We start from the raw sequence: 19,698 nt of genomic DNA on the forward strand, positions 1-19,698 counted from the left end.
TGCGAGGCAGATAAAGGGATTTTGGCGGTTCGACAAGGTTGAGGACAGGACATGCAAGGACCTGACAGATATATCGCCGGCGCGGCGGCGGCATTTGCTCTGCTGGCGTTTACGGCCGGCCCGGCGCTCGCGCAGGGGCGTATCGATGCGCGCAGGCTTTCCTGCGGCGAGGCGCGCGCAATCGTGGCGCAGAATGGCGCGGTCGTCTTCACCACGGGCCGCTACACCTATGACCGCTACGTGGCGGGCGAACGTTTTTGTCCGATCGGGCACATCGTCGAGGATGCATGGATCCCGACCACGGATACCGAATCCTGCAATGTCGGCTATAAATGCGTGCTCAAACCCTGGGACGACGAGCCCCGGTGGCGCATGCACCGCTGAGGCAACGGGCGGTCATTCGGCCGCCTGCTGCTTCTCGGTCTGCGCGGCGATGTAGCGGCGGATGCGCCCGGCCGCCTCACGCAGCACCGGCTCGTCCTGGCACATGGAGACGCGGATATGGCCCTCGGCCGCGGTGCCGAAGCTCGGCCCCGGCATGACGGCCACCTTCTCCGCTTCTAGCAGACCCCAGGCGAAGGCCTCGGCATCCGGGCTCACCTGCGAGATGTCGAGCATTACATACATCCCGCCCTCCGAGCCGCGCACCACGGCGCCGTCGAGACCTCGGATCGCGTCCAGAAAGGCCTTCCTGCGCCCGGCGTAGCGCGCTGCGATATCCGCCACGCCGAAGCCGTTCTCCACCGCCGCGATCGCGGCGCGGGAGACGAAATCGACCATGCCGTAGCTCGAGACGATGTTGAGGCTGACGAGGTGCCGCACGATCTCGGTGGGGGCGGTGAGCCAGCCGACGCGCCATCCCGTCATCCCATGGCTCTTGGACAGCGAATTGACGACCAGCGTGCGCTCCTTCATGCCGGACAGGGAGCGCGGCGAGACATGCGCGCGATCGGCGCGCAGGGTCCAGTAGACCTCGTCGGAAAGGAGCCACAGATCGTGCCGGCGGCAGATCTCCGCGATCGCCTCCATCGTCGCACGCGAATAGACCGCACCGGTGGGATTGTTCGGCGAGTTGACGAGGATCATCCGCGTCTCGGGGCGGATGGCCTCCGCGATCGCCTCCACATCCGGCTCGAAGCCGTTTCGTGACCGCGTCTCGATCTCGGTGAAGCGCCCGCCCGCCGCGCGGACGGTGCCGGGATAGGTGGCGTAATAGGGCGAGATGATGATCGCGTGGCTTCCGGGGTCGAGCACCGCCTGGCAGGCGGCGAAGAGCGCCCCTTGGCCGCCTTGCGTGACGATCACCTCTTCGGGCGCGGTGTCGATGCCCGTGCAAGCCGTCGAAAGGCCGGCGAGACCTTCGCGAAGCCGCGGCAGGCCGGGAAGCTGGATGTAATGGTGATAGCCGTTCTGCACCGCCTCCACGCAGGCCGCGACGGTCTCGACGGGCGTGTCGAAATCGTGGTCCCCCACCGAGAGCATCAGGATGTCCTCGCCCGCCTGCTTGCGCGTCATGGCTGCGAAATGGACCTCCCATCCGTCCTTGCCGGAGGGCATGATTCCGAGGATGCGTTCTGAGGTCTTGGGCATGGAACTTCTCTTTCCCGCGCGGCGCCTGCGCCGTTTTCTCGGCCAAGGCGTCGTCTCCACGGCGGAAATTGTCAAGCCCCGCGCGACCGCATTGCCGTCACGCTTGTGTCAGCAGACCGGCGGTGAAATGACCCACAGAACGACCGCGGTTTCATCTTCCGGATTGCGCCATCGGAAGGTCTCGCCCCGCACACAGAAACTGTCGCCCGCGGCGAGGCTGTACCACTTGCCCGCGATTTCCACTTCAAACGTGCCGGAGACCACATAGCCCGCCTCCTCCGCCGCGCGCCTTCTCGGCTGGGGGAGGGAGGTGCCGCCGGCGAGCTCGCAGCGGATCATCTCGAAGCGACCGCCGAGATCGGGTGAGAGAAGTTCTTCCTGCACGCCCATCTGGGTCGCTGCGAGCTTGCGGCGCTGCTCGGCGCGCACGACCACCTGCGATTCCTTCTCGTCCGGCGCGGCCGGGCTGAGGAAGAAGCTCACCGGCACCTTGAAATGATTGGCAAGCGCGCGCAGGTCGGCGAGGCTCGGCAGGGATATCCCACGCTCGACCTGGCTCAGCCAGCCGACGGACCTTCCAAGCTGCGAGGCAAGGCCGGCGAGCGTGAGCCCGCGCGCCTTGCGCAACTGGCGGATATCGCCGGCCAGAAGCCGCAGCGCCTTCGTTTTCAGGTCGGTTTCCGCGCTTTCGGACGGAGACGTGGACATCGTGAAATTTTCCTCTGGAAATTCATCAAACCTGCCTGTATGAAAAAATCAAGTTAAATTTCACGCGCGCCGGCCACGACGACAGCCTCCGGCGACCGGTCGATCCCAGCCTCCGAAGGACGGCGAAATGTTGGCACCGGACCAGAAATCAGCGGATGCGGACGCCATAGCCGCGGTCGATCACGCCATCACCTCGCGCCGTTCCGTGCGGGCCTTCCTGCCCGATCCAGTGGACGAGGAGACGATCGGCGACATTCTTCGCGTCGCTTCACGGGCGCCTTCCGGCACGAACATGCAGCCCTGGAAGGTCTATGTGACGGCCGGAGAAACCAAGCGCAGGATGGGGGAGGCCATCCTTTCCTCCGGCATCCGCGCCGAGAAAGCGGACTGGGACGAGTACAAGTATTATCCCGACAGCTTCTTCGAGCCCTATCTCTCGCGCCGCCGTGCGGTCGGCTACGCGCTTTACGGCCTGCTCGGCATCGGCCGGCGCGAGGTCGACCGGATGCGCGCCCAGCACGACCGCAACTTCGTCTTCTTCGACGCGCCCGTCGGCATGATCTTCACCGTCGACCGCCGGCTCAACAAGGGCTCGTGGATCGACCACGGCATGTTCCTGCAGTCGATCATGGTCGCGGCGCGGGCGAGGGGGCTGCACACCTGCCCGCAGGCTGCATTCGCCCCCTATCACCGCTTCATCCGGCCGATCCTCGGCATCCCGGAGGAGGAGGTGGTGGTGTGCGGGATGGCGCTCGGCTACGAGGACACCTCCAAGCCCGAGAACCGGCTCCGGACCGAGCGCGCGCCGCTTGAGGAATGGGCTGCATTCTTCCGCTGAACGGCGGTTCGCCGTCCACCTTACCAAAATGTAATTCTGCCGAAAGCATGCCGTAATGTGCTGCGTGGCAGAAAAGATGCGTTCCCTGGCGCCGCCTCCTGCGGCATGAAATGAGGAGTGAACGCATGTTTCGCAAAATTCTCGTCTCCGCGCTCGCGCTGTCGGTGGCTGCCGGCGCGGTGAGCCTTGCCGAAGCCCAGCAGGCGGACAACGACGCGCCGGCCGCCGCCCAGCCGGCCCCGAATGCGCCGAAGGGGATTTTCGGCCGCCTGGACGCCGATGGCGACGGCTCGATTTCCCAGGACGAGTTCGGCGGCACCCGGATGGACATGCTGCAGGCCGCCGACGAGAACCAGGACGGCACGCTCTCGCAGGAGGAACTCACCAATTACGTCATGCTGCGCGAGTTCCAGCGCCGCGCCGAGCGGCTTGCGAACCGGCTCGACATCGATGGCGACGGCACGGTGACCGTTGCCGAGATCGAGGACCATCAGGGCAAGCGCTTCGCGCTGCTCGACCGCAACAGTGACGGCATGCTGAGCCAGGATGAACTCCGCCGCGGCGAGTTCGGCAAGCGCGCGATGCACATGCGCGGCATGGACAGGGACGGGCCGCGCTTCTCCATGCGCCATGGCGAGGGCCATCATCGCAAGTTCATGCATCATCGCATGGAACCTGCCGGCCCCGCCGGACAGGAGCCGTCTCAGCAGTAGGCAGCACCGCCGCATCGGTGCCTGCTTGAACAGGGCTCGGCCGTAGCGCCGGGCCCTTTTGCGTTCGCAAGTCGCGCGCCGCTTTGGCGATGTCGCAAACAGGCCGGACGCGGTATCGCATCAGGCATAATTCTGCTCTATCCGGCTGTCGCCGGACGGTGTGAGGGAGCAGTGCATGAAGAGCGAGGCGCGCGCGGTCGTCATCGGGGGAGGGGTGGTCGGCGTCTCCACCCTCTATCATCTCGCGAAGAAGGGTTGGTCGGATGCCGTGCTCGTCGAGCGAAGGGAATTGACTTCCGGCTCCACCTGGCACGCGGCAGGCCTCCTGCCGCTCTTCAACATGAGCTACTCGGTCGGCCAGATCCACAAATATTCGGTGAAGTTCTACCAGGAGCTTCAGCGCGAGACCGGCATGAATGTCGGCTTCACCCAATGCTCGAACATCCGCCTCGCCCGCACCAGGGACCGCTGGGACGAATATATGTATTACGCGGGCATCGCAGAGACGATCGGCGTCCCGGTCAACATCCTCACGCCCGAACAGGTGAAGGAGATCTGGCCGCTCTGCGAGACCGACGGCCTCCTGGGAGCGATCCAGCATCCCGATGACGGCTATATCCAACCGGCCGATCTGACGCAGGCATTGGCGAAGGGCGCGCGCGACCTGGGTGCTGTGATCCAGCGCAACACCACGGTCACGGCGATCGAGCAGCAGCCGGATGGACGGTGGCTGGTGAAGACCGACAAGGGCGACATCCTCACCGAGCACGTGGTTTCCGCCACCGGCAACTTCGCCAGGCTGACGGGAAGGATGGTCGGGCTCGACGTGCCGGTGATTCCCGTCGAGCACCAGTATATCGTCACCGAGCCGCACCCGGCGATCCTGGAGCGCAAGCGCCAGGGCATGCCGGAGATGGGCGTGCTGCGCGAAAGCGATTGCTCCTGGTACATGCGCGAGGAGAATGGCGGGCTGCTGCTCGGTCCCTATGAGAAGGGCGCGCCGTGCTGCTATGTCGACGGGCCGTCCGAGGACAGCGAGTACGAGCTGTTCCAGGAGGATCTCGAGCGGCTCATGCCGCATGTCGAGACGGCCATCGCGCGCGTGCCGGCCTTCGGCGAGGTCGGCATCAAGAAGATCTATAACGGTGCCATCGCCTATACGCCCGACGGTTCGCCCATCATCGGGCCGGCGCCGGGGCTCAAGAACTTCTGGCTCAACGAGGGCCACTCCTTCGGCATCACGGCCGCCGGCGGGGCCGGCTGGCAGCTCGCCGAATGGATCGTCGAAGGTGAACCGTCCATCGACATGATGGGTGTCGACCCGCGCCGCTTCGGCCCTTACGCGACGGAAGGCTACCTCCGCGAGAAGAACGAGGAGGCCTATGCCAACGTCTTCACCGTGCACTATCCGGATGAGGAGCGGGCGGCGGCGAGGCCGCTCAGGACCACGCCCTGCCACGGCCGCATGAAGAGGCTCGGTGCGGTCTTCGGCTCCGTCTACGGCTGGGAGCGGCCCAACTGGTTCGCGCCCGAAGGATACGAGGTGCCGGAGGAGGAACTGGGCGTCGGAGCGGACGTGCTCATGAAGCACAACCACGCTGCTCCGCTTGAAGATGGCCGCATCGTGGAAAAGTGGTCGTTCCGCCGCTCGAACTATTTCGAGCATGTCGGGAACGAGGTGAGGAACACCCACGAGAATGTCGGCCTGCTCGACATGTCGGCCTTCGCAAAATGCTGGGTGAGCGGACCGGGTGCCGAAGCCTGGCTCAACCGCATCTTCGCCAACCGCATCCCGAAGAAGGACGGCCGCATCGCGCTCTGCCATTTGCTCACCAAGGATGGCGGCGTGCGGTCCGAATTCACCGTCTATCGGCAGCCGACAGGGTTCTATCTCGTCTCGGCCGGCGCCTATGAGGCGCATGACCACGACGTCCTGAACAAGCTCCTGCCAAAGGACGGTACTGTCGCCATGTTCCCCTTCACCACGCATTGGGGCGTCCTGGTGCTGGCGGGGCCGAAGAGCCGGGATTTGTTGAGGAAGCTCACCCGCGCCGACCTCTCCAACGCTGCCTTCCCGTGGCTTTCCGGCAGGCGCATCGATGTCGGACCCGCCACGGCGCATGCGCTGCGCGTCAACTTCGTCGGTGAACTCGGCTGGGAACTGCACCATCCGATCGAGATGCAGAACGCCATCTTCGATCACCTGATGGAAGCCGGCGCGGAGTTCGGGATAAAGCCCTTCGGCATCCGTGCCATGACCTCGATGGCGATCGAGAAGAGCTACCGGCTCATCCCGCGCGAACTGTCCATCGAATATTCCGCTTGGGAAAGCGGCCTCGACCGCTTCGTGAACCTCGACAAGGGGGACTTCATCGGCCGGGAGGCTTTGGTCCGCCAGAGGCAGGAGGGGCTCGGCCGGAATTATGTGACGCTCGAGGTCCATGACGTGGCCGACGCGGATGCGCGCGGCTCGGAGGCGGTCTACCGCGACGGCAGGCTCGTCGGCCGCGCCACCCATGGCGGCTATGGCTGGCGCGTGGGAAAGAGCCTCGCGCTCGCCATGGTGCGGCCCGATTGCGCGACCGAGGGCACAGGGCTCGAGATCAGGATCCTCGGAAAGCTCCACCCGGCCACCGTGATCGGCGAGAGCCCGTTCGATCCGCAGAACGCTGCTCTGCGGGCGGATGGCTGACATCCTCCCGGCTGCAATCGCGCAAATGTGAACGGAGCCGAGCGGTTTGTCACACGCCGTGAATTGCCGCCGGCTCCGCCTCACGTAAACTCCTCCCATGTCCACGGGTCGAAAACGGGGCTGGTATCTCTATGGCGCGCTCGCCGCGCTGATGCTGAATGCAGGCCCGGCGCAAGCGCAGGAGGCCGTGGATGTGGAGCTGGTGCTGGCGGTGGACGTCTCACTCTCCATGTCCCCGGGCGAGCTCGAAATCCAGCGTCACGGCTATGCCGCGGCTCTTACGCACCAATCGGTCATCGACGCGATCGAGGACGGGCTGCACGGCCGCATCGCGTTGGCCCTCTTCGAATGGGCTGGCGATTTCTCCCAGCGCGTGCTCGTGCCCTGGACGGTGATCGCCTCCGCGGACGATGCAGCGGAGGTGGCCGGCATGCTGACGGCGAGTCCGTCCCAGAGCGCGCGGCGCACCTCGATTTCGGGTGCCATCAATTTTGCCGCCGACCTCTTCGCCGAAAGCCCCTACAGGGGCGTGCGCCGGGTGCTCGACATCTCCGGCGACGGGCCGAACAACCAGGGGCCGCCGGTGACGGGCGCGCGCGACGCCCTGGTCGCCAACAGCATCACCATCAACGGCTTGCCGCTGATGACGAACGAGGGCTTCACGTCCTCCTACGACGTCTCCGACCTCGATGACTATTATACGAATTGCGTGATCGGCGGGCTCGGCGCCTTCATGATCCCGGTCAACGACTGGTCCCAATTCCCGGAAGCCATTCGCCGCAAGCTCGTGATCGAGCTTGCGGGCCGCGCGCCGGACGAGGTGCCGCACATCGTACTCGCCCAGGCAGGGCCGGCCTATGATTGCCTCATCGGCGAGAAGATGTGGCGCAACCGCTCGTGGATGTGGCAGGACCGCTGAGCCGCGACCACGGCTCTACGCGGCCACCAGGTGCTTGCGGTCGTGACGTTCCTGCTGGGGCGAGCGCGCATAGACCTCGCGATAGCATTTGGAGAAATGCGAGGCGGAAACGAAGCCGCAGGCGACCGCCACTTCCACCACCGGCATGGTGGACTGGATCAGGAGGTGCCGCGCCCGGTCGAGCCGGATTTCCAGATAGTAGCGGGCGGGCGAGCGGCCCATCTCCTGGCGGAAGAGGCGCTCGATCTGGCGGCGCGAAAGCCCCACGGCAGCGGCGATCTCCACCAGCGAGAGAGGTTCCGCCAGATTGGCCTCCATCAGTTCGATAATGGTGAGCACCTTCGAATTCTGCACGCCGAGCCGCGCCCTGAGCGGCAGGCGCTGGCGGTCGGAGGGGCTTCTGACGCGATCCGTCAGCATCTGCTCGCAAACGCGGTTGACGAGACCGTCGTCGAAATCCTCGCCGATCAGGCGGAACATCATGTCCATGGCCGCCGTGCCGCCGGCGCAGGTGTAGATGTTGGAATCGATCTCGAAGAGATCGGCAAAGACGTTGACTTTCGGAAACGCCTCGGCGAAGCCCGGCAGGTTCTCCCAATGGATCGCGCAGCGCTTGTCGGCAAGCAGGCCGGCGGCGGCGAGAATGTGTGCCCCGGTGCACAGGCCGCCGAGCGCCACGCCGCGGTTATACTCCTCGCGCAGCCAGGCGAAGGCCGACCTGTTGCCATAGGATTCCACGTCGAGCCCGCTGCAGACGATCACCATGGTCGGCCGGTCGCTGCCGATCATCTTCTGCCGCTCTTCCGCGAGCGAGGTGTGGACCGTGAGTTCGACCCCGTTCGAGGCGCGCACCGGATTGCCGTCGGCGCTCGCCAGGCGCCAGCGATAGGCCTCGTAGCCCAGCATCCGGTTGGCCGAGCGCAGCGGCTCCAGCGCTGTCGCAAAGGCGATCATGGTGAAATCCGGGACCAGGAAGAAAACCAGTGACCGCTTGAGCTGCCGTTCGTCCCGCATGCCAGGCCTCCGCGCGCTTCCGCCCGCCGATCGATGTCGCTAACGGACAAGGCTTCGCCGGAAAGCCCTTGCCTGTCAATCGGCTGGGGCTGCGCCAACGGAAAAATTTCAGCGGCCGGAGCCCTGGCGCAATCGCGGGCAATCGGGGGCGGCTATCGCCGCCCGCCGCTCCCTGCTTGCGGCCGGGAACCTGCTCGCGGGGCGCGCGTCACCGGCCGTCTGCCGGTGCGACCCTGGTCCAGCATCGCGTCGAACTCGCGCAGGAACGCGCGGATTTCTTTCCAGAGTGTCATGGCCTGCCCTTTCAGCGCTGCTGCCACTGCGGCTCCAGATCCGGGTGGAAGGTGCGGCCCGCGCCGCGACCGGCCGAGCCGTTGCCTGGCCAGCCGATATCCTTGCGGATTTCGATCGGCAGGCTGCTGATGTAGCGTTCCGTCCGGCGGCGCCTCCAGATCGCGGCGCGACGACGCAGATATTCCGTCACCGATGCACGAATGGACATGATCTCGCTCCTTCTGCTTCCGGCCGCCATGGCCGGTCGATCAAGCTTGGGATTGACTATGGCGCCCTTTTCATGTTCAATCAAACGCAATGGAATGATGATTACATTCAATGTAATTGAAGGATCGGCGATGAACGCTCCCCTGAACCATCCTCTGCCGCTCTTGGAACTGGACGTGCTGCGCACCTTCGTGGCCATCGCGGAGACCGGCAGCTTCACGGCCGCGGCCAACGCCGTATTCCGCACGCCTTCCGCGGTTTCCATGCAGATCAAGAAGCTGGAGGACCAGCTCGGCCGGCCCGTCTTCGTGCGCGATGCGCGTTCGGTTTCGCTCACCTCGGATGGCGATATGCTGCTCAGCTATGCGCGGCGGCTGCTTGCCCTCAACCGGGAGGCGGTCTCCAAATTCGTGATGCCCGATATCAGCGGCATCGTCCGGCTCGGATCGCCCGACGATTTCGGCGAGCGCGTGCTGCCGAGCGTGCTCAAGCGCTTCGCACAGACGCATCCGGCGATCGCGGTGGACGTGGTGATCGACCAGAGCGTCAATCTCCGCAAGCGCATGGCCGCGCGCCAGCTCGACATCACGCTGATGACCTGCTCGGACGAACTGATGCAGTCGGGGGTCGAGATCCTTCTTTCCGAGCCCATCGTGTGGGCGGGCGCGAAGGGCGGGTGCGCGTATATGCGAGAGCCGCTTCCCGTCTCGTTGTGGGAGGAAGGGTGCGCTTGGCGCGCCGCCGCAGTGACGGCGCTTTCGAAGTACAACCGGGAGCACCGCATCGCCTATATGAGCGCACACACGGCCGGCCAGCGGGCGGCGATCCTGTCCGATCTCGCCATCGCGCCCCTGCCCAAGTCCTTCATCGGCGGGGATCTCGTGGAGCTCGGGCCGAAGGACGGGCTGCCCGAACTGGGCAATTATCATATCGGCATGGTCGTGGCCCCCGATGCCTCGGCGCCGGTGCGGGCGGCGGCCGACCATATCCGCGCGGCTTTCGACATGTTCAACGAGACCGGCCGGTTCTAAGCGCCGGAAGGAACCTCGCCGCAACTGCTCCATTGTTGTATGGTGTCCGGGGCGGCTCGAGGAGGCGGCCATGCAGCGCGAAAACCGCGAGACCATTGCCGGCATTTCCCTTTCGCACCCGGACAAGGTGCTTTTCGACGCGCAGGGACTGACCAAGGCCGACATCGCCAGGCACTATGTGCGCGTGGCGGAGCGGATGCTTCCGGCGGTGAGGAACCGCCTCATCAGCCTCGTGCGTTGCCCGGACGGCCGCAGCAAGGAGTGCTTTTTCCAGAAGCATGCGGGCAGGGGCTTTCCCAAGGCCGTGAGGCGGCAGGAAATCACCGAGAAGGACGGCGGCACCGCCGAATATCTTTATGTCGGCGATCTCGCGGGCATTGTCGCCGGCGTGCAGATGAACACGCTGGAATTCCACATCTGGGGTTCGCGGATCGACTCGCTGGAGAAGCCCGACCGTCTGGTCTTCGACCTCGATCCCGCCGAGGGGCTCGCTTTCGGCGATGTGCGGCAGGCCGCCCTCGATCTGCGCGACCGGCTGGAAGGTCTCGGCCTCAAATCCCTGCCACTGGTGACGGGCGGCAAGGGCGTGCATGTGGTGGCGCCGCTTGCCCGCCGCACCGAATGGCCGCAGGTGAAGGCCTTCGCCCGCGCGGTCGCAAACCGCATGGGCGAGGAGGAGCCGGAGCGCTTCCTCGCGCAGGCCTCGAAGGAAAAGCGCAAGGGCCGGATCTTCATTGACTGGCTAAGGAACGAGCGTGGAGCGACCGCCATTGCGCCCTATTCGACGCGCGCGCGGCAGGGCGCCCCGATCGCCATGCCCGTTTCCTGGGAGGAATTTGGCGGGCTTTCGGCCGCCAACACATTCCGCATCCAAGACATGGGAGCGCGAATGACGGCGCCCGATCCCTGGGCGGAGGCGGAAGGCTGGCGCCAGGGGATCACGAAGACGATGCTGGAGAAGATCGGGGCGGATGCCTATGGGGGGTGATCCGGCAGACCGAGCTCCACGGCCCAGCGTCCGGAATGCCTGCTTTTGCCCACATCATACTGATCTATCGCCTTCGCCTCGCCTCCCGCTCCTCGCGCGAGCGGCGGCGGGGGGCTTGCGTGCCGCCTTCGGCCAGCACCTTCCGGCGCGGCAGCTCGACCTGCCGGCTGAGCTTCGGGAAGGGATCCACCTTGTTGGGGAGCGCCATCGCGTGGACGAAATGCTCCTGGAATTTCGGCTCCAGAGCGGTCTCGATCTTCTCGATACGGCGAACCGTCTCCTCGATCTCGCGGCGGTGATTGCGGTTCAGGAGCGCCATGCGCGCGCCGGTGCCGGCGGCGTTGCCGACGGCGGAGACATTCTCCAGCTCGCAATCGGGGATCAGCCCCAGCACCATCGCATAGGTCGGGTCGATGAAGGAGCCGAAGGCCCCGGCGAAGCGGATCACATCCACCGTCTCGATGCCCTGCTTCTCCATGAGCAGCCTCGTGCCGGCATAGAGCGCCGCCTTGGCGAGCTGGATGGCGCGCACGTCGTTCTGCGTGACGGTGATGCGCGGCTCTTCCTCGCGGAGCACATAGGAGAAGGTGCGGCCCTGTTCGATGATGCGCGGGCTCCTCGCGGCCAGGGCGCCGTCAATCACGCCGTCCTCGGAGATGAGGCCGCAAAGATACATCTCCGCCACCACCTCGATGATACCGGAGCCGCAAATGCCGGTGACGCCGGTGGTGGCAACGGCCTCCGCGAAGCCCGGATCGTCGGACCAGAGCTCCGAGCCGATGACGCGGAAGCGGGGCTCCAGCGTTGCCCGATCGATGCGCACACGCTCGATGGCGCCGGGGGCCGCGCGCTGGCCGGAAGAGATTTCCGCGCCCTCGAAAGCCGGACCGGTGGGCGAGGAGGCGGCGACGACGCGCTGCCGGTTGCCCAGGACGATCTCGGCATTGGTGCCGACGTCGACGATGAGCATCATCCTGTCCTGACGATGCGGGCCTTCCGACAATGTCACCGCGGCGGCATCCGCACCCACATGGCCGGCGATGCAGGGGAGCATGTAGAGCCGGGCGCCCGGATTGAGCGCGAGCCGCAAATCGTCCGTCCGCGCCTTCACCGCGCCGGAGACGGCGAGCGCAAAGGGCGCGCCGCCCAGCTCCGTCGGGTCGATGCCGAGGAAAAGGTGGTGCATGATGGGATTGCCGACGAAGACGGCGTCGAGAATGTCGGCGCGCTCGACGCCACCCTCCGTCGCCACCCGGTCGACGAGCTTCGATATCTCCAGCCGCACGGCCTTGGTCATCGCCTGCCGTCCGTCCGGGTTCATCATCACATAGGAGACGCGGCTCATCAGGTCTTCGCCGAAGCGGATCTGCGGGTTCGACGCCCCCGCCGAGGCCACCACGCGCCCGGAAAGCAGCGAGACCAGATGCATCGCAATGGTCGTGGAGCCGATGTCGCAGGCAAGCCCGTAGGCCTCGTTCTTCAGCCCCGGCCAGAGCGCGATGATGCGCGCGGCATCTTCATCCTGGTCGTGATGGACGGCGGCGGTGACGGCCCATTCGCCTTCGCGCAGGATCTTCTGGACTTCGGGCAGGAGGTGGAGCTCCACCTCCAGGCGATCGTATCCCCAGTCCTTCTGGAGCTGGACCTTCAGTCGGTCGACATCGCCCAGCGGGTGATGCATGTCGGGTTCGGGCACCTCGACATAGCGCAGATTCACCGCCGGATGCCGCTCGATCACACGGCTGTCGGCGTCCTTGCGCACCACTTGCGCGTTGATGATGGCATCCTGCGGCACGTCGACGACGAGGTCGCCTTCGATGGTGGCCGAGCAGGAAAGACGGCGCCCGGGAAGAAGCTCACGCTTCTCCGCATAGCGCGCTTCCCTGGGGCCGGGCGAGGAGATGTGCTCTTTCGCGGATGAAATCTTATGCTTGGCGAAATGGCCTTCCTGCACCTCGATCTGGCATCGCCCGCAGGTGGCCCGCCCGCCGCACACGCTCTCCACATAGACGCCGAGCTGACGCGCGGCATCGAGGACGGTCGTGCCTTTCGGGAAACGCCCGCGTTTGCCCGAGGGCATGAAGAGAACGAGGGGGTCCGACATATTGGGCGGGGCGTTCATGGGAGGAAGGGCTCCGACGTGTCATAAAGGGTCGTGCCTTTCAGACCCCCCTCTGCCCTGCCGGGCATCTCCCCCTCGAGGGGGGAGATTGAGCCGGCCGCTTGGCTCGGCGCCTTTCCTACAGCACTGGCGATCGGCGAAAGCACTCGCGATGGCTGATCTCCCCCCTCGAGGGGGAGATGGCCGGCAGGCCAGAGGGGGGCGTGACGGAGCACTGTCATTTCCGAGCAACCAATCTATCCCCGCCCTATCCGCGCCATGCGTGCCTCGCGGCCGCCGCGCCGGCGCCCGCCGGCGGAGGCTTGGCCGCCGTTCCCGTTCGAAGACTCCGCCGAAGCGCCGGTGTTCCCCGAGGGCGCGGGCTGATGGTCGCGATAGGTCATGATCCAGGTCTGGCAGTTGGGGTCCGTACCGTTCAGTACGTTTGCCGCGCGGACCATCTCCATCTCCTGCGGCCGGCAGGGATTCATGATGGCGCTGGTCATGCCCGCGCCGATGACCATGGGAATGAAGCCCGCATTGATGCCGTGGCGATGCGGCAGCCCGAAGGAGATGTTGGAGAGGCCGCAGGTGGTGTTGACCTTCAGCTCCTCGCGCAGGCGGCGCAGCAGTGCGAAGACCTGCTTGCCCGCCGTGCCCATGGCGCCGATGGGCATGACCAGCGGATCCACGACGATATCGTGTGCGGGTATGCCGTAATCGGCGGCGTGCTGGACGATCTTCTTCGCCACCGCGAAACGCACGTCCGGGTCCTCGGAGATGCCGGTCTCGTCATTGGAAATCGCCACCACCGGCACGTCGTATTTCTTGATGAGCGGCAGGATGGCCTCGAGCTTCTCCTCCTCGCCGGTGACGGAGTTCACCAGCGGCCGGCCCTTCGCCACCTTCAGCGCGGCCTCGATGGCAGCGGAGACCGAGGAATCGATGGAGAGCGGGACGTCGACGAGATCCTGTACGATCTCCAGCGTCTGGACCAGAAGCGCCGGCTCGGTCGCATTCGGGTCCACCGCCGTCACGCCGGCATTGACGTCGAGCATGGTGGCGCCGGCCGCGACCTGGTCCAGCGCATCCTTCTTCACCGTCTCGAAATTGCCGGCCACCATCTCCGCCGCAAGCTTCTTGCGGCCGGTGGGGTTGATGCGTTCGCCGATGACGCAAAAGGGCTGGTCGAAGCCGATCACGACTTCCCGGGTCGCCGAGGCGACGATTGTGCGGGTCATGCGCAGTCCTCCAAAGGGATATAAAGACTTCTTTATGTCGTTATCTGATCTTTTTCAACCGGCATCCGCAAGAGGAAGCCGCGCGCTCACTCCCCGGCACGGCCGCCCGCCTTGACGAGCGCCTTCAGCTTGTCGTCGGTGAACTCACGTTCGATCGTTTGCAGCGCCTTGTCGGCTTCCGCTTCCAGATCATCGCTCACGGGCGTGGGATCGCCGCGCCGCCACTCGGCGAGATACGCGTCCGTGTCGCGCGCGCCGACGCGCATGGCGCACATGTCGATCGCTTCCGTGAAGCGCAGCGGTAGCTCGCGCTTGGCGCTTGCCCGCCCTTTCTTCACGATGACCTGGGCGGGGATATCGCGCCAGTAGACGATGATCAGATCGGCCATGGGAGCTTCTTTCCTTGCTGGTGTGGAGGATGGTCGAGGCGTGGCGCGCCCGCCCGTTATGAAGCGACGCGCGCCCTTTCAAATGCGACGTAGCAGGACGGCTCTAGAAGATGAAGAAGGCGGCGAGTGCGCCGGCGCTGCCGACAAGAAGCGCGATGACGGCGAGAGACAGGAGCCCGATCACGACCCCAATACCCAGCAGGAGGCCGTCGCGCTCCGACAGTGCGAGACCCAGGATCGCGCAGGAAAGGGCCGGAAACCAGTTGCCGAGCGGAATGGGCAGGGTGACGATGGTGGCAAGGAGCAGGGCACAGAGGCCGACCGCGCGCTCCACCTGCCCATGGGCAAAGGGCCAGTAGCGCGGCCGGACGAGACGCTCCAGCCACTTTATTTTCGGAACGACCTTGCCGATCATGTGCCGAAACTGCTCCGCGCCGACGGATTTCGTCAGGATGGGGCGCGGCAGCCAAACGGTGCTGCGTCCGAGCACCATCTGCACGGAGACGAGCAGGAGGGGCACGCCCAGGACCAGCGTGCTGCCCGGCGGCAGCGGAAGCATGTTGATAAGGGCGAAGAAGACGAGGAGCGTCGCGAAGCTGCGGTCGCCCAGCGCATCGCGCAACTGCTCCACGGTGATCGCCGTCTCCGTGCTTCGCGCAAGCTCTTCGAATATCTGCGACAGCCGTCGTGGCGGCACGCCCGAGGACCGGCTGCCCGACATCGCCTGGATTGCGCCGCCTTCCGCTTTCAACCTGCCCTACTTCCGATCATCTGCTTGTTTTCCGTAGCCCGGCGGGCCTGGGTGAATATAAGGAGCTAACGCGCGCGGCGAAACTCCAGGATGTCGAGCTTGGATTCCCGGGCGGGCTCGGGCAGTTCGATGCGCCACCGGTCCTCCCCGTCGCGATAGACATAGCCGACCTGGTCCGTCTCCGGGCCTGCGCCATATTCCGGAGCCTCGTCCTGCTGGACGAAGAAGGAGCCGAGATAGATGAGGCGCTTGTCGCCATCGGTGAAGAACCGGCCCTTGGTGCGCTGGGAGCCCGTGAGCTTTTCGAGCATCCAGCCGGACCCGTCATCCGTGACGCGGCAGCGGAACCAGTCATAGATCACCAGGGAGGCCAACCCGCCGGCCTTGATGGTGCGGCACTGCCAGTCTCCGGCCATGTCGAAGCCGTGGAAGGAAAGGGTGGGGCGGGAAAGGATTTCCTCGAAGGTGGCGACGTCCCGGGTCGATCCTCCCGCCTTCGCCTCGGCGATGGCGGCCCTGCGCGTCTGCTCGAAACGATCGAGCCGGGCGCTGTCCGTTTTCGTGATGATCTTCAACATCTCGCCATCGGCATGGGCAAGGCCGGTGGCGGCGAAAAACAGTGCGAAGGCAAGAATTCGAATAAACATGAAAAGCTCTTCCGAAACGATGAATCGAGCTATAGCAGCAATTCCGGCCATTTCGCGACCCATAGATCGCGTCGGCGAGATTCAGGCGGCGCGGGCCGCATTGCGCAGGGCGTCGGCAAGTTCGCCATAACCTGTGAACCGGCGTTCATAGCTGAGGCCCAACAGCCGCGCGGCATCGCGAGCGACCTTCTCCAGCGCCGGGTCGTCCACTTGCGCCAGGTAAACGAGCTTCTCGTAATTGCCGAAGAAATCCCCGATGAGTTCGGGATGCCGGTCGAGGCCGAGCGGCTTCAGGAAGAACGCGTCGAACTGCCGGCAGAGGAAATCGGTCATGTAGAAGGAGGTCATGTCCGCCTCCTCGCGGTCCGCGAACTGCGCCAGTCCCTGGTAGAAGGCGAAGCAGTGCGGCCCGGCGATGCGCTCGACGCCGTGCTTCTCGCATATGCGGTCGAGCCCGCCACCCGTGCCGCAATCGGCATAGCCGACGAAGATGTGGCGATAGCCGTCTTTCTTCGCCCGCTCTATCGCAGTGTCGAGGGCAGGGGCGATGCGGTCGGGATAGTAATGGTATTCCGCCGGAAGGCATGTGAGTTCGAGATGGTCGAGCCCCAACTGCCCGCGCACGGCAAGCACCTCGCGAGCGATCATGCCGCAGGCGATCACCAGAACCTTTTCCGTTTCAGCGCGTTTCATTCTCGGCGTTTTCATCGCTGTTGCGTATAGCGCACCAGACCAGAACGGGGAAACGGATCATGTCCGCCAGGATCTTTTCACGCATCGCTCTTCTTATCGCGGTAATCGGCTTCGTCACCGGCTGCTCCAACACCATTCGCGGGGTGGGGCAGGACACTGCAAACGTGGTCGACGCCACCCAGGATGCGGGACAGGACGTCGCCGATTCGGCCGATAGTTACTGACCACGCGGCGCAAGGGCAAGCATGGGGCTGCCGCGGCTAAACCGCGGCGCCGATATTGTGCTTGCGCTTCATCAGATCCTTGGCGGTCTCGACCGCCACTGCCGCATCTCGGCAATACGCGTCCGCGCCCACGGCCTTGCCGAATTCCTCGTTGAGCGGCGCGCCGCCGACGAGCACGATGAAATCGTCGCGGATGCCCTTTTCCTTCAAGGTGTCGATGACGACCTTCATATAGGGCATGGTGGTGGTGAGCAGGGCGGACATGCCGATGATGTCCGGCTGGTGCTTCTCGATGGCGTCGAGATAGTTCTCCACCGGATTGTTGATGCCCAGATCGATGACCTCGAAGCCGGCGCCTTCCATCATCATGCCAACGAGATTCTTGCCGATGTCGTGGATGTCGCCCTTCACGGTCCCGATGACCATCTTGCCCTGCTTGGGGGCGCCGGTCTCCACCAGAAGCGGGCGCAGTATGAACATGCCGGCCTTCATCGCATTGGCCGAGAGCAGCACCTCCGGCACGAAGAGGATGCCGTCGCGGAAATCCTCGCCGACAATGCGCATGCCTTCGACCAGGGCCTGGGTCAGCACGTCATAGGGGGCCCAGCCGCGATCCAGCAGAATGCGCGTGCCTTCCTCGATCTCCTCCTTCAGCCCGTCATAAAGATCGTCGTGCATCTGCTGCACGAGCTCGTCGTCTGGAAGCTCCGAAAGAATGATTTCGTCGTCGGACATTCCTGGCTCCTGCCTTACGCCGTCCGGCCATTACCGTCTGCACCTAGATAAGCCGTCCCCGGCCGCTTTCCATAGCCGATTTGCGACGCGTTGCAAAAGGAAAGCGACTGGAACTGCTAAGCTTTTCGGACAAGTTCAGCGGAATTCGTCTTCGGCGCGGATACCTTTCATGCGCTCCGCTCTTATTGCGACATGTGCTGGCGCTTGCTGAACGTCCGGCCGCGCGCCCGCGAATAGGATGCGGCCGAATGAGGCGGCACCATCGGGAAGGTATGCCGCGGCCAGGGATCGGAGCCATGAACCAAATGCCTGCGGACGAAAACACGGCAGCCGAAGCCACCGAGGCAAGGCGCGGGCGTGGCGGACGGGGCGAACGTGGCGGTGCCGCCGCGCGGCGCGCGGCGCGCAGCGGCGGAGGCCCCGGCCAGCAGCTCACCTATGTCACGCGAAAACTGCCTGTCTATGAGGTGCTGGGCGAGGAGGGGATCGCTCTCATCGAAGCCAATGCGGATACGGTGCTCGAGGAGGTAGGCATCGAGTTCCGCGGAGATGCCGAGGCGCTTGCGCTATGGAAGGAAGCCGGCGCCGAGGTGAAGGGCGAGCGCATCCATTTTCCCAAGGGACTGTGCCGCAGCCTGCTCAGCACCGCGCCCTCCATCTTCACGCAGCATGCGCGCAATCCGGAGCGTTCCGTTCAGATAGGCGGCGACGCCACGGTGTTCGCGCCCGTCTACGGTCCGCCCTTCGTGCGCGATCTCGACGGCAACCGCCGCTACGCCACGGTGGAGGATTTCCGCAATTTCGTGAAGCTCGCCTATATGGCGCCCAACATCCACCATTCCGGGGGCACGGTGTGCGAGCCGGTGGACGTGCCGGTGAACAAGCGCCACCTCGACATGGTCTACGCGCATATGCGCTTTTCCGACAAGCCGTTCATGGGTTCGGTGACGGCGCCTGAGCGGGCGGAGGACACGGTGGCCATGGCGAAGATCCTCTTCGGCGAGGATTTCGTAGACCAGAACACCGTGATCATCAGCCTCATCAACGCCAATTCGCCCATGGTGTTCGACGAGACCATGCTGGGGGCGGCGAAGGTCTACGCCCGCCACAACCAGGCGACCATCATCACGCCCTTCATCCTGGCCGGCGCCATGAGCCCGGTGACGGTGGCCGGCACGCTGACGCAGGTATTGGCGGAGGTGCTGGCGGGAGCCGCCTTCACCCAGCTCGTGCGGCCGGGCGCGCCGGTCGTCTTCGGCACCTTCGCCTCGTCCATATCCATGCAATCGGGCGCGCCCACGTTCGGGACGCCGGAGCCTTCGCTCGTCTCCTATGGCGCAGCGCAGCTCGCCCGGCGGCTGGGCCTGCCCTTCCGCACGGGCGGATCGCTTACGGCTTCCAAGGTCTCGGACGCGCAGGCGGCCTACGAAAGCGCCAACACGCTCAATTCCACCATGCTCGCCGGCACGAATTTCGTGCTGCACGCGGCAGGCTGGCTCGAAGGCGGGCTCGTCTCCTCCTACGAGAAATTCATGATGGATGTGGACCAGCTCGGGATGCAGCAGCGCATTGCCGAAGGCGTCGATCTTTCGGAGAACGGCCAGGCTATGGACGCGATCCGCGAGGTGGGACCCGGCAGCCATTATCTCGGCTGCGCGCATACCCAGGCGAATTTCCAGACCGCCTTCTACCGTTCCGCGATCGCCGACAACAATTCCTACGAGCAATGGTCGTCCGAAGGGGAGAAGGCGGCGCATCAGCGCGCCGGCCAGCTCGCCCGGCAGTGGCTCGACACCTACCAGGCACCGGCGCTGGACGAAGCGATCGACGAGGCTCTCAAGGATTTCGTGGCGCGGAAGAAGGACTCCATGCCCGACGCCTTCTCCTGAAGGGAGCCCGCGACAGGCCGGGCTATAGTGGCCG

The 19,698-nt window shown here is 65.2% G+C and carries 20 protein-coding genes; 9 read left to right on the forward strand and 11 right to left on the reverse strand.

Annotation, left to right across the window (positions count from 1 at the left end; all coding sequences use genetic code 11):
- Positions 1–51 precede the first annotated feature (51 nt).
- A complete protein-coding gene (locus PVE73_RS11030) occupies positions 52–384 on the forward strand; it encodes a hypothetical protein (RefSeq protein ID WP_277366976.1) in 333 nt (110 codons plus the stop codon).
- 12 nt (positions 385–396) lie between these two features.
- On the opposite strand, the gene PVE73_RS11035 is transcribed toward PVE73_RS11030, so the two are convergent.
- Together PVE73_RS11035 and PVE73_RS11040 are read right to left on the reverse strand one after the other, a co-directional pair.
- Positions 397–1,590, reverse strand: a complete 1,194-nt coding sequence (locus PVE73_RS11035) for an aminotransferase class I/II-fold pyridoxal phosphate-dependent enzyme (protein WP_277366977.1) — start codon at positions 1,588–1,590, stop codon at positions 397–399.
- Positions 1,591–1,698: 108 nt separating this feature from the next.
- Positions 1,699–2,298, reverse strand: coding sequence for a helix-turn-helix domain-containing protein (locus tag PVE73_RS11040; RefSeq protein ID WP_277366978.1), 600 nt, complete (start codon positions 2,296–2,298; stop codon positions 1,699–1,701).
- A 127-nt stretch (positions 2,299–2,425) separates the two neighbouring features.
- Here PVE73_RS11040 and PVE73_RS11045 point away from each other — a divergent pair, with 127 nt between their 5' ends.
- From PVE73_RS11045 to PVE73_RS11060, 4 genes are all read left to right on the forward strand, one after another.
- Positions 2,426–3,136 (forward strand): nitroreductase, encoded by a 711-nt coding sequence (locus PVE73_RS11045; protein WP_277366979.1) that lies wholly within the window; start codon positions 2,426–2,428, stop codon positions 3,134–3,136.
- A gap of 125 nt (positions 3,137–3,261) precedes the next feature.
- Positions 3,262–3,849, forward strand: a complete 588-nt coding sequence (locus tag PVE73_RS11050; RefSeq protein ID WP_277366980.1) for an EF-hand domain-containing protein — start codon at positions 3,262–3,264, stop codon at positions 3,847–3,849.
- 175 nt (positions 3,850–4,024) lie between these two features.
- A complete protein-coding gene (locus PVE73_RS11055; RefSeq protein WP_277366981.1) occupies positions 4,025–6,541 on the forward strand; it encodes an FAD-dependent oxidoreductase in 2,517 nt (838 codons plus the stop codon).
- A gap of 151 nt (positions 6,542–6,692) precedes the next feature.
- Positions 6,693–7,460, forward strand: a complete 768-nt coding sequence (locus PVE73_RS11060) for a DUF1194 domain-containing protein (RefSeq protein ID WP_277367420.1) — start codon at positions 6,693–6,695, stop codon at positions 7,458–7,460.
- Positions 7,461–7,475: 15 nt separating this feature from the next.
- On the opposite strand, the gene PVE73_RS11065 is transcribed toward PVE73_RS11060, so the two are convergent.
- Both PVE73_RS11065 and PVE73_RS11070 read right to left on the reverse strand, forming a co-directional pair.
- Positions 7,476–8,474: a GlxA family transcriptional regulator gene (locus PVE73_RS11065; protein WP_277366982.1), complete on the reverse strand. Its 999-nt coding sequence runs from the start codon at positions 8,472–8,474 to the stop codon at positions 7,476–7,478.
- A gap of 304 nt (positions 8,475–8,778) precedes the next feature.
- Positions 8,779–9,087, reverse strand: coding sequence for a hypothetical protein (locus PVE73_RS11070; RefSeq protein ID WP_277366983.1), 309 nt, complete (start codon positions 9,085–9,087; stop codon positions 8,779–8,781).
- Positions 9,088–9,106: 19 nt separating this feature from the next.
- Here PVE73_RS11070 and PVE73_RS11075 point away from each other — a divergent pair, with 19 nt between their 5' ends.
- Together PVE73_RS11075 and ligD are read left to right on the forward strand one after the other, a co-directional pair.
- On the forward strand, positions 9,107–10,006 hold the full coding sequence (locus tag PVE73_RS11075) for a LysR family transcriptional regulator (protein WP_277366984.1): 900 nt from the start codon (positions 9,107–9,109) through the stop codon (positions 10,004–10,006).
- 70 nt (positions 10,007–10,076) lie between these two features.
- Entirely contained in the window at positions 10,077–10,994 is a 918-nt protein-coding gene (ligD, locus tag PVE73_RS11080) for a non-homologous end-joining DNA ligase (RefSeq protein ID WP_277366985.1), read from the forward strand.
- Between the two features lie 64 nt (positions 10,995–11,058).
- On the opposite strand, the gene PVE73_RS11085 is transcribed toward ligD, so the two are convergent.
- From PVE73_RS11085 to PVE73_RS11110, 6 genes are all read right to left on the reverse strand, one after another.
- A complete protein-coding gene (locus PVE73_RS11085; protein WP_277366986.1) occupies positions 11,059–13,116 on the reverse strand; it encodes an ASKHA domain-containing protein in 2,058 nt (685 codons plus the stop codon).
- 236 nt (positions 13,117–13,352) lie between these two features.
- Positions 13,353–14,336 (reverse strand): methyltetrahydrofolate cobalamin methyltransferase, encoded by a 984-nt coding sequence (locus PVE73_RS11090; RefSeq protein ID WP_277366987.1) that lies wholly within the window; start codon positions 14,334–14,336, stop codon positions 13,353–13,355.
- An 86-nt stretch (positions 14,337–14,422) separates the two neighbouring features.
- Entirely contained in the window at positions 14,423–14,725 is a 303-nt protein-coding gene (locus PVE73_RS11095) for a virulence factor (protein ID WP_277366988.1), read from the reverse strand.
- Positions 14,726–14,828: 103 nt separating this feature from the next.
- Complete coding sequence (locus PVE73_RS11100) at positions 14,829–15,476, reverse strand: exopolysaccharide biosynthesis protein (RefSeq protein WP_277366989.1); 648 nt, start codon at positions 15,474–15,476, stop codon at positions 14,829–14,831.
- A 65-nt stretch (positions 15,477–15,541) separates the two neighbouring features.
- Positions 15,542–16,123, reverse strand: coding sequence for a DUF4893 domain-containing protein (locus PVE73_RS11105; RefSeq protein WP_277366990.1), 582 nt, complete (start codon positions 16,121–16,123; stop codon positions 15,542–15,544).
- A gap of 81 nt (positions 16,124–16,204) precedes the next feature.
- Complete coding sequence (locus PVE73_RS11110) at positions 16,205–16,816, reverse strand: DUF1638 domain-containing protein (protein ID WP_277366991.1); 612 nt, start codon at positions 16,814–16,816, stop codon at positions 16,205–16,207.
- 59 nt (positions 16,817–16,875) lie between these two features.
- Between PVE73_RS11110 and PVE73_RS11115 the strand changes: the two genes are divergently transcribed.
- Entirely contained in the window at positions 16,876–17,040 is a 165-nt protein-coding gene (locus PVE73_RS11115; RefSeq protein WP_277366992.1) for an entericidin, read from the forward strand.
- A 36-nt stretch (positions 17,041–17,076) separates the two neighbouring features.
- Here PVE73_RS11115 and PVE73_RS11120 read toward each other — a convergent pair whose 3' ends face one another.
- Positions 17,077–17,775, reverse strand: a complete 699-nt coding sequence (locus tag PVE73_RS11120; RefSeq protein WP_277366993.1) for a B12-binding domain-containing protein — start codon at positions 17,773–17,775, stop codon at positions 17,077–17,079.
- Between the two features lie 305 nt (positions 17,776–18,080).
- On the opposite strand from PVE73_RS11120, the gene PVE73_RS11125 reads away from it, so the two are divergent.
- Entirely contained in the window at positions 18,081–19,664 is a 1,584-nt protein-coding gene (locus tag PVE73_RS11125; RefSeq protein WP_277367421.1) for a trimethylamine methyltransferase family protein, read from the forward strand.
- The last annotated feature ends 34 nt before the right edge of the window (positions 19,665–19,698 follow it).

Source organism: Chelativorans sp. AA-79, assembly GCF_029457495.1.
In the GTDB taxonomy this organism is placed as follows: domain Bacteria; phylum Pseudomonadota; class Alphaproteobacteria; order Rhizobiales; family Rhizobiaceae; genus Chelativorans.

Coding starts and splice junctions, on each gene's coding strand:
- PVE73_RS11045 (WP_277366979.1), top strand. CDS start 2,426: ATGTTGGCACCGGACCAGAAATCAGCGGATGCGGACGCCATAGCCGCG.
- PVE73_RS11090 (WP_277366987.1), bottom strand. CDS start 14,336: ATGACCCGCACAATCGTCGCCTCGGCGACCCGGGAAGTCGTGATCGGC.
- PVE73_RS11115 (WP_277366992.1), top strand. CDS start 16,876: ATGTCCGCCAGGATCTTTTCACGCATCGCTCTTCTTATCGCGGTAATC.
- PVE73_RS11055 (WP_277366981.1), top strand. CDS start 4,025: ATGAAGAGCGAGGCGCGCGCGGTCGTCATCGGGGGAGGGGTGGTCGGC.
- PVE73_RS11040 (WP_277366978.1), bottom strand. CDS start 2,298: ATGTCCACGTCTCCGTCCGAAAGCGCGGAAACCGACCTGAAAACGAAG.
- PVE73_RS11085 (WP_277366986.1), bottom strand. CDS start 13,116: ATGAACGCCCCGCCCAATATGTCGGACCCCCTCGTTCTCTTCATGCCC.
- PVE73_RS11030 (WP_277366976.1), top strand. CDS start 52: ATGCAAGGACCTGACAGATATATCGCCGGCGCGGCGGCGGCATTTGCT.
- PVE73_RS11035 (WP_277366977.1), bottom strand. CDS start 1,590: ATGCCCAAGACCTCAGAACGCATCCTCGGAATCATGCCCTCCGGCAAG.
- PVE73_RS11075 (WP_277366984.1), top strand. CDS start 9,107: ATGAACGCTCCCCTGAACCATCCTCTGCCGCTCTTGGAACTGGACGTG.
- ligD (WP_277366985.1), top strand. CDS start 10,077: ATGCAGCGCGAAAACCGCGAGACCATTGCCGGCATTTCCCTTTCGCAC.
- PVE73_RS11105 (WP_277366990.1), bottom strand. CDS start 16,123: ATGTTTATTCGAATTCTTGCCTTCGCACTGTTTTTCGCCGCCACCGGC.
- PVE73_RS11060 (WP_277367420.1), top strand. CDS start 6,693: ATGCTGAATGCAGGCCCGGCGCAAGCGCAGGAGGCCGTGGATGTGGAG.
- PVE73_RS11095 (WP_277366988.1), bottom strand. CDS start 14,725: ATGGCCGATCTGATCATCGTCTACTGGCGCGATATCCCCGCCCAGGTC.
- PVE73_RS11110 (WP_277366991.1), bottom strand. CDS start 16,816: ATGAAACGCGCTGAAACGGAAAAGGTTCTGGTGATCGCCTGCGGCATG.
- PVE73_RS11065 (WP_277366982.1), bottom strand. CDS start 8,474: ATGCGGGACGAACGGCAGCTCAAGCGGTCACTGGTTTTCTTCCTGGTC.
- PVE73_RS11050 (WP_277366980.1), top strand. CDS start 3,262: ATGTTTCGCAAAATTCTCGTCTCCGCGCTCGCGCTGTCGGTGGCTGCC.
- PVE73_RS11120 (WP_277366993.1), bottom strand. CDS start 17,775: ATGTCCGACGACGAAATCATTCTTTCGGAGCTTCCAGACGACGAGCTC.
- PVE73_RS11125 (WP_277367421.1), top strand. CDS start 18,081: ATGCCTGCGGACGAAAACACGGCAGCCGAAGCCACCGAGGCAAGGCGC.